A 7,727-nucleotide genomic window follows, 5' to 3' on the forward strand; every position below is an offset into this window, starting at 1 on the left:
ACATGGGTATAAAAACTTTTTTTTCTTGTGCTTTCGTCGTATTCTTTAAGTAAATCGCTCAGAGCTTTTCTCCTAAGTATTCATCACTTTCAAGTTCAATTTCAAGCAAGCGATTGTATTTTGCAGTTCTTTCGCCTCTTGCTAGGGCTCCTGTTTTGATTTGTCCTGTATTTAAAGCTACGGCAAAATCTGCTATAAAAGCATCTTCACTTTCGCCGCTTCTATGACTCATCACGCATTTATAGTTATTTCTTTGTGCTAAACGCACAGTTCTCATAGTTTGGGTAATAGTTCCGATTTGATTTGGTTTAATAAGCACAGCATTTGCCATTTTTTTGATGATGCCTTCTCTTAAAATATCTTCATTAGTTACAAACAAATCATCGCCTACAAGCTGAATTTTATTGCCCAATTTTTCAGTAAGCTTAATCCAACCTTCAAAGTCATTTTCAGCTAAGCCATCTTCGATACTGCAAATTGGATATTTTGCACAAAGTTCTACATAGCGTTCGATCAAATCCTCGCTTGAAAAAGCCTTGCCTTCCATGTGGTATTTACCATCTTTGAAAAATTCTGTACTTGCTACATCAAGAGCAATTTTTACACGATTTTCATAACCTGCTTTTTTGATACAAGTCATTAAAAGATCGATAGGTTCTGTGTTATTAGCTAAATTTGGAGCAAAACCGCCTTCATCACCTAAAGCTGTAGAATGTCCAGAATTTGCGAGTTCTTTTTTTAATATCGCATAAATTTCACAAACTGAACGCAAAGCTTCTTTAAAACTAGTAAAACCAAAAGGCATGATCATAAATTCTTGAAAATCTACATTGTTGTTTGCATGAGCACCGCCATTTATGATATTACACATTGGTACAGGCAAAATGCTTGCATTTGCACCACCTAAGTAGCGATACAAAGGCATTCCCAAAGCAGCTGCAGCCGCACGAGCTGTTGCCATAGACACGCCTAAAGTCGCATTTGCGCCTAAATTTGAATAGTTCTTTGTTCCATCAAGCTCACGCAAAGTATCATCAAGTTGAGTTTGATTAAAAGCATCTAGCCCTAAAATTTCATCTGCAATGGTTTCATTGACATTTGCAACAGCTTTTAAAACGCCTTTTCCGCCAAATCTTTCATCATTATCACGCAATTCTAAAGCCTCTTTTGAACCTGTACTTGCACCACTTGGAACTATGGCCGCACCTACACTTCCATCGCTTAGCGTAACTTCGGCTTTTACAGTTGGATTTCCTCTGCTATCAAGAACTTCATAGGCTCTAACATCTTCAATTACTAACATTATTCTTCTCCTTCGTCATCTTCGCTACCGCTGAACATACCTTCTATTCCCATAGAATTTTGAATCGCTTTTGTGATTTCATCTGCAATTTCAGGGTTTTCTTTTAAAAAAGCTTTTGAGTTTTCTCTACCTTGTCCAAGTTTTTTATCTTTATAAGAGAACCACGCACCACTTTTATCTACAATATCAAGTTTTACACCGTAATCAATCAACTCACCTTCACGGCTTAAACCCTCTCCAAACATCACATCAAATTCAGCTTGTCTGAATGGAGGAGCAACTTTATTTTTAACTACTTTTACTTTAACGCGGTTTCCTATAGGTTCTTCGTTTTGTTTTAAGGTTGCTACTTTTCTAACATCTAAACGCACAGAAGCATAAAATTTTAACGCATTTCCACCTGTTGTGGTTTCAGGAGTACCATAACCCATAGCACCGATTTTCATACGAATTTGGTTGATGAAAATTACTGTGGTATTCATTTTATGAACTATACCTGTAAGTTTTCTTAGAGCTTGAGACATAAGTCTTGCTTGAAGTCCTACATGTTGATCACCCATATCGCCTTCAATTTCTGCTTTTGGGGTAAGTGCTGCAACGCTATCTACTACGATAAGATCTACTGCACCACTTCTTGCTATAGTTTCTACAATTTCTAAGGCTTGCTCTCCAAAATCAGGCTGAGAAACATACAAATCATCTGTATTTACACCTAAATTTTTAGCATATTTTACATCAAGCGCATGTTCTGCATCGATAAAAGCACAAACTCCACCTGCTTTTTGGCATTCTGCGATAATGTGTAAAGTTAGAGTGGTTTTACCTGAACTTTCAGGCCCATAAATTTCTATAATTCTTCCTTTTGGAACACCGCCTATACCTAAAGCAAGATCAAGCCCAACTGAACCTGTGCCTATGCTATCGATTTGCTCAACTTCTTTATCCCCTAGTCTTAAGATAGTGCCTTTTCCAAAGGTTTTATCTAAACTTTTTAGGGCAGCGTCTAGGGATTTTCTTTTATTATCATCCATAACTTTCCTTAAAAATTCTAAATTTTTAGTTAGAATTCTAACAAAATAAAATTAAATAATGGTTTATTTTGCTAGAATTAAAGCAAAGATTTAAAGGAAGTGTAGATGAAAAAAATTACTATTGCACATTCTCCTGATGCTGATGATATTTTTATGTATATGGCTATTAAATTTGGGTGGATAGGGAATGATTTTGCTTATGAAAATACAGCTTTAGATATACAAACTTTAAATGAATTTGCTTTGAAAAATGAATTTGATGCTACGGCTATTTCTTTTGGGCTTTATCCTTTAATTGCTTCTGAGTATGCGCTTTTACGCACAGCAGTGAGTTTTGGTAAAGGTTATGGGCCAAAACTCATCAAGAAAAAAGACACGCATTTAAAAAGAAATTTTAAAGTCGCTTTGAGTGGAGCAAATACCACCAATGCTTTGATTTTTCGTATGAAATACCCTGAAGCAAGAATTATTTATAAGAATTTTTTAGACATTGAAAATGCAGTTTTAAGTGGTGAAGTAGATGCAGGAGTTTTGATCCATGAAAGCATTTTAGAATTTGATCAAAGTCTTTGCGTGGAAGCAGAACTTTGGGATATATGGCTTGAATTTGCTAAAGAAAATTTACCTTTGCCTTTAGGTGGAATGGCTTTGCGTCGCTCTTTGCCTTTAAGCGATGCGATTAAGATCGAAAAGGATTTAACCAATGCTGTAAAAATCGCCGATGCAAATCGTAAAATTTTAGCCCCTATGCTTATAGAAAGAAAACTTATCCGTGTTGATGAAGAAAAACTGGATGCTTATCTTAATCTATATGCCAATAAAAACTCCATTAGCATGAATCAAACTCAACTTTTAGCTGTAGATACGCTTTTTAAACTAGGATATGATTATAAATTTTATGATAAAATCATACATGTAAATGATTATCTTATCCCTAGCGAATACGAAGAAGCTAGAAATTCTTAAAAAGGATAAAAATGGATGAAAGCACCTTGGTTGCTCTTGGAGTGCAAACCTTTAAAATCACACTTTTACTTTCCTTGCCTATGCTTTTAGCAGGGCTTATTGCAGGGCTTGTAATCAGTATTTTTCAAGCAACTACACAGATTAACGAAATGACACTTTCTTTTGTTCCTAAAATCATCTTGGTTGTAGTTATTTTAATCTTTTTAATGCCTTGGATGACTACAACTATGATTGACTTTACCGAAAACATACTAAATCAAATTCCAACTTTTATCAAATGATCATTGATTTTAAAAAATACTCTTCTGTGCGTATAGGAAATGAATTTGAAGTTTTGGTTTTGGATCAAATTTGTGATTTTGATGGTTTTTTAATAGGCGGCGCAAATAACCTTTTAGTCAGCCCAAAACCTAAAAATATAGGAATTTTAGGAGATAGTTTTGATTTTATACAAATTTTAGATCAAAATAAAGATTTTATACATCTTCGCATAGGCTGCAAAACAAAATCAAGCAAAATATATCGCTTTGCCAAAGAAAATAATCTTAAGGGTTTTGAGTATTTAAGCAAAATTCCTGGTACACTTGGCGGGCTTTTGAAAATGAATGCAGGACTTAAAGGAGAGTGTATTAGTCAAAATTTAATCAAAATTGCTACTTCTCAAGGCGAAATTTTAAGAGAAAATATAAATTTTGATTATCGTTTTTGTCCTTTAAATATGCCTTTTTTTTGGGCTGAATTTAAACTAAATTTTGGCTTTGATACCCTTAAAGATAAAACTTTAAAAAATGCAAGGAGCAACCAACCTAGTGGAGCAAGCTTTGGCTCTATCTTTAAAAATCCAAAAAACGACTTTGCAGGACGTTTAATCGAAGCTGTAGGACTTAAAGGATTTAGCAAAGGAGATGCTATGTTAAGCGACAAACACGCAAATTTTTTAATCAATAAAAAAAATGCAAGTTTTGAAGATGCGTTTTTTCTTATCGAATTGGCTAGAAAAAAAGTTTTTGAAGAATTTGGCATAAACTTAGAAAATGAAGTGATTATAATCTAAACACAGAAAACAATAAAAGTCTAAAAAATTTACTCTTAATCTAACTTTAAATAAAACATAAATTCAAACCATATAGTTTTATTATAATAAGTATTTAATAATATTTTAAGTATAACTATTTTAATATTCTGTCGTTTTATTTTGTATTTTATATTATTTTTAAAAAATATAATATATAGAACAAATTATAAAGGGAGGAAATTCTTATGAAAAATATCACATTAACTAAAACACCTATAGGAGAGGTTAAAGAACCCTGTTTAAATTCTAAAAAGATAGTTTTATCTTTAGCTACTATTTCTTTTTTGGCAAGTTGTGCTAATGCTACATTAAATTCTGAAATAAAAACTTATGATGAAGTTCATAAAAATGTTAAAGCTAGATCAGCAGCAAGCGTGTATAGTCCTCAAGCAAGAATTGATACAACTGTAAGTAGTTCAGAAACTAGCACAATCAACATTTCCGATTCAGGTCCACATACCATAATAATTCAATCAGGTGGAACTTTAGGTAGTATAGGTAATACGGGTAATATTATTTATGCTTCTACTAACAATGGCAATACTCTTACTCTTACTAATCTTACCAATAATGGAACCATCAATGGTAAAGTAGCCATACAAAATAGCCGAGATAACCTCACAGGAACCATCACTGTCAATACCTTTGAAAATAAAGGTCAAGTTAATGGTCAAATTTATATGGGAGTTTGGGGAAATAAAAACTCAGGAATTCTCACTGTGGATAAATTTGAAAATAGTGGGACTATAACAGCTACTAATAACAATCAAGGAGTTTTTTTCGAAGGCGGTGCTAATAATAAATCCACGATTAATAATTTTAACAATACTGGAGTTATAAGTTCAACAAATAAAGAAGCTGTCCAGTTTACTCATACTGATGTTAAAACCATTACCAATAATGGAAACATTAAAAGCGAAGGACATAGAGGTATAAGCATAAATAATTCAAGCGTACAAACTCTTAATAATAGTGGTACTATTCAAACCAGCAATCAAAATGTAAATAACTGGGATACGCAAGCAATATATATTGGCAGTTCTACAATCCAAACGTTTATCAATAGCGGAACCTTAAAAGGCGATGGAAGAAAAGATCCAGGAGGACCTAATGGGGCTATGTTTGCTAGCTCTGGAGTTAATCTTTCTGGCTCTACTATAACAAATTTTGATAACTCAGGTATTCTTTCAGGAAGAGTAGGTATAAATATATCAAGCACTACTATAGATAATTTTAAAAACACTGGTACTATAGAAGGAACATCTGGAGCCAAACAATTATCAGGAGCAATATTCATTCAAAGTTGGCTTCAAACAAGCTCCACTATTAAAAATTTTGAAAACACAGGCCTAATCAAAAATCAAAACGGCAATGCTATCTTCATAGGTGATGGCAACAAGATAGAAACCCTTAAAAATAGTGGAACTATAGAAGCAGGCAACAATGGTATAACTTTTTATGCATTTGATACAAATAAAAAGCCCGTTAATATTGGTAAAATCACTATAGAAAGTGGTGGTGTTATTAAAGCAGGCAATGATGCAATCCATATAGATGGAAGTAAAAATGGTATTGAGGGTGAAGGTATTGAAGTTAAAGAAGGGGGTAGATTAGAAGGTGGTAATGCAGGTATTTATATAGGCGGTGGTAAGCAAGTAAATACTAGCATCAATGTATCTGGAACTATCCAAGGTGGTAATGGGGGTATTATAAATACTGGAACCATTGGAAAAGAAGGACAAGAAAAACAAGAATACGGAATCACTATTGAAAATGAAGGTCTTATTGCTTCGGCAAAAGGAAGCGGTATTTTAAATACTGACAATGGAATTATTTATGGTAATATTTTCAATAAAAGTAATAATAATTTAAGTTTAAAAAATGATTCTGATGCGACTATTACAAGTGGTATTAAAAATGAAGGTAGTGGAACCATCTTTGTTAATAACCAAGGAACCATAGATAAAGATAATAGTGGTAATCATTTAGTTAACAGCGGATCTGGTAGCATAGTCATAGAAGATTGGCTTGTTACTACAGATAAAGATACGGGTAAATTAGACACTATAGTTGTAGGTGGAAGCAATACGGATAATGTAAAAGTAGATAATATAACCGTTGATCAAGGCAATGCTGATCTAGATGGAATAGGAGATATAAATGATATCATCTCAGGGGTAAAACCAGATAATATTGGCAATATAGGAACCAATGGTAGCGGGGAAATTGATTTAATCTATGATCCAATAACAGGAAAAGTTCATAAAAGGTTTGATCTTAGTGCTTCCATATCTGGAGCAACCTTTAGATCTTTAATCTCTACTACTTCAAGAAGATCTACCTTTATAGACAATGTTATGGGTAATTCTATGCAAAGCTTTGCTTTAGCTTCTTCAAGTAAGTCTCAAAGCATTGCTATGTCTGAAAAGGGTAATTTATATGCAGATGCAAGTGATTATATAAAGAGTGATTTAAATAATGGAAGCTATGGTTCTAATAAAGAACATTCTTTATTCATCCTTCCTTATGCTTCTTCACAGAATGTTGAACTTTCTTTAAATGAAGAAAGCAAAGGACACACTAAAGGAACCATTATAGGTTATTCTACTTTAAAAGACAGTGGAATATATGGCGTGTATGCAGGTTATGAAGATACAAGAATGGGTTCAACTTATTTTGATATTAATAATAGAACCTATTATGCAGGTTTAAAATACTTTAATACCTTATTTACTACAGAAAAAGGTCAAGAAGTTTATATCAAAGCTCAAGGTAAAGCTGCTTTGATTAAAAATGATTTAACTAAAAAAATAGGAAATAATGAAGCTAAAGCTGAACCTAATTCTTATGCTTATGGAGTCAATACAGCCTTAGGTATGAATTTTATTTCTAATAAAGATATATTCTCCCCTGAAATAGGTCTTGCTTATGAAGGAGGTTATACTGAAGCTTTTTCTATGAAAGACACTATAGGACAAGCATCAGTTCAAGGTGGAGAAAGAACCTATGCAAACTATTTAAATCTTTTCTCTACTAAAACAAGTCTTACTTGGTTTAGAGATTGGTTGCCTAATTTAAAAACTTCAGTAGAACTTGGAGCTAAGTTTAATATCAATCCTAAAGTAGAAGCTGAGGCTAGATTTGGAAATATAAAAGTAAGTGATGAGTTTGATTTACCAAGAATACAAAAATTTGTAAGCACTTCTTTTATCGTTCCTGTTAATGAAGCTTTCTATTTTAGTTTAAACTATAATGGAATGTTTGATAAAGATGGCAATACCCATACAGGATTTGCTCAGTTTAATTATCTTTGGTAATCTTATAAAAGATCATACCTTAGTTTAATTAGTTT

The 7,727-nt window shown here is 32.9% G+C and carries 6 protein-coding genes; 4 read left to right on the forward strand and 2 right to left on the reverse strand.

Annotation, left to right across the window (positions count from 1 at the left end; translation table 11 throughout):
• Positions 1 to 58: 58 nt before the first annotated feature.
• Positions 59 to 1,303 carry a phosphopyruvate hydratase gene (gene eno / locus AJ930_RS09810; RefSeq protein ID WP_002862301.1) on the reverse strand — a complete coding sequence of 415 codons (1,245 nt, stop codon included), beginning with the start codon at positions 1,301 to 1,303 and terminating at the stop codon, positions 59 to 61.
• Entirely contained in the window at positions 1,303 to 2,334 is a 1,032-nt protein-coding gene (gene recA, locus AJ930_RS09815) for a recombinase RecA (RefSeq protein ID WP_002862302.1), read from the reverse strand. Before recA ends, eno begins: the two co-directional genes overlap by 1 nt.
• 105 nt (positions 2,335 to 2,439) lie before the next feature.
• On the opposite strand from recA, the gene AJ930_RS09820 reads away from it, so the two are divergent.
• The 4 genes from AJ930_RS09820 (at position 2,440) to AJ930_RS09835 (ending at position 7,692) form a co-directional block, all read left to right on the forward strand.
• Positions 2,440 to 3,300: a menaquinone biosynthesis family protein gene (locus AJ930_RS09820; protein ID WP_070275281.1), complete on the forward strand. Its 861-nt coding sequence runs from the start codon at positions 2,440 to 2,442 to the stop codon at positions 3,298 to 3,300.
• Between the two features lie 11 nt (positions 3,301 to 3,311).
• Complete coding sequence (fliQ, locus tag AJ930_RS09825; protein ID WP_002851290.1) at positions 3,312 to 3,581, forward strand: flagellar biosynthesis protein FliQ; 270 nt, start codon at positions 3,312 to 3,314, stop codon at positions 3,579 to 3,581.
• The gene (locus AJ930_RS09830) at positions 3,578 to 4,354 is read left to right on the forward strand and encodes a UDP-N-acetylmuramate dehydrogenase (protein WP_070275282.1); all 777 of its coding nucleotides are present in this window, start codon (positions 3,578 to 3,580) and stop codon (positions 4,352 to 4,354) included. Before fliQ ends, AJ930_RS09830 begins: the two co-directional genes overlap by 4 nt.
• Positions 4,355 to 4,560: 206 nt before the next feature.
• Positions 4,561 to 7,692, forward strand: a complete 3,132-nt coding sequence (locus AJ930_RS09835; RefSeq protein ID WP_070275283.1) for an autotransporter outer membrane beta-barrel domain-containing protein — start codon at positions 4,561 to 4,563, stop codon at positions 7,690 to 7,692.
• Positions 7,693 to 7,727 lie beyond the last annotated feature (35 nt).

Source organism: Campylobacter sp. BCW_6871 (assembly GCF_001762325.1).
GTDB lineage: Bacteria > Campylobacterota > Campylobacteria > Campylobacterales > Campylobacteraceae > Campylobacter_D > Campylobacter_D jejuni.

Bases quoted from the DNA above. Each gene is read 5' to 3' on its own strand.
- eno (WP_002862301.1), bottom strand. From the start codon at position 1,303: ATGTTAGTAATTGAAGATGTTAGAGCCTATGAAGTTCTTGATAGCAGA.
- recA (WP_002862302.1), bottom strand. From the start codon at position 2,334: ATGGATGATAATAAAAGAAAATCCCTAGACGCTGCCCTAAAAAGTTTA.
- AJ930_RS09820 (WP_070275281.1), top strand. From the start codon at position 2,440: ATGAAAAAAATTACTATTGCACATTCTCCTGATGCTGATGATATTTTT.
- fliQ (WP_002851290.1), top strand. From the start codon at position 3,312: ATGGATGAAAGCACCTTGGTTGCTCTTGGAGTGCAAACCTTTAAAATC.
- AJ930_RS09830 (WP_070275282.1), top strand. From the start codon at position 3,578: ATGATCATTGATTTTAAAAAATACTCTTCTGTGCGTATAGGAAATGAA.
- AJ930_RS09835 (WP_070275283.1), top strand. From the start codon at position 4,561: ATGAAAAATATCACATTAACTAAAACACCTATAGGAGAGGTTAAAGAA.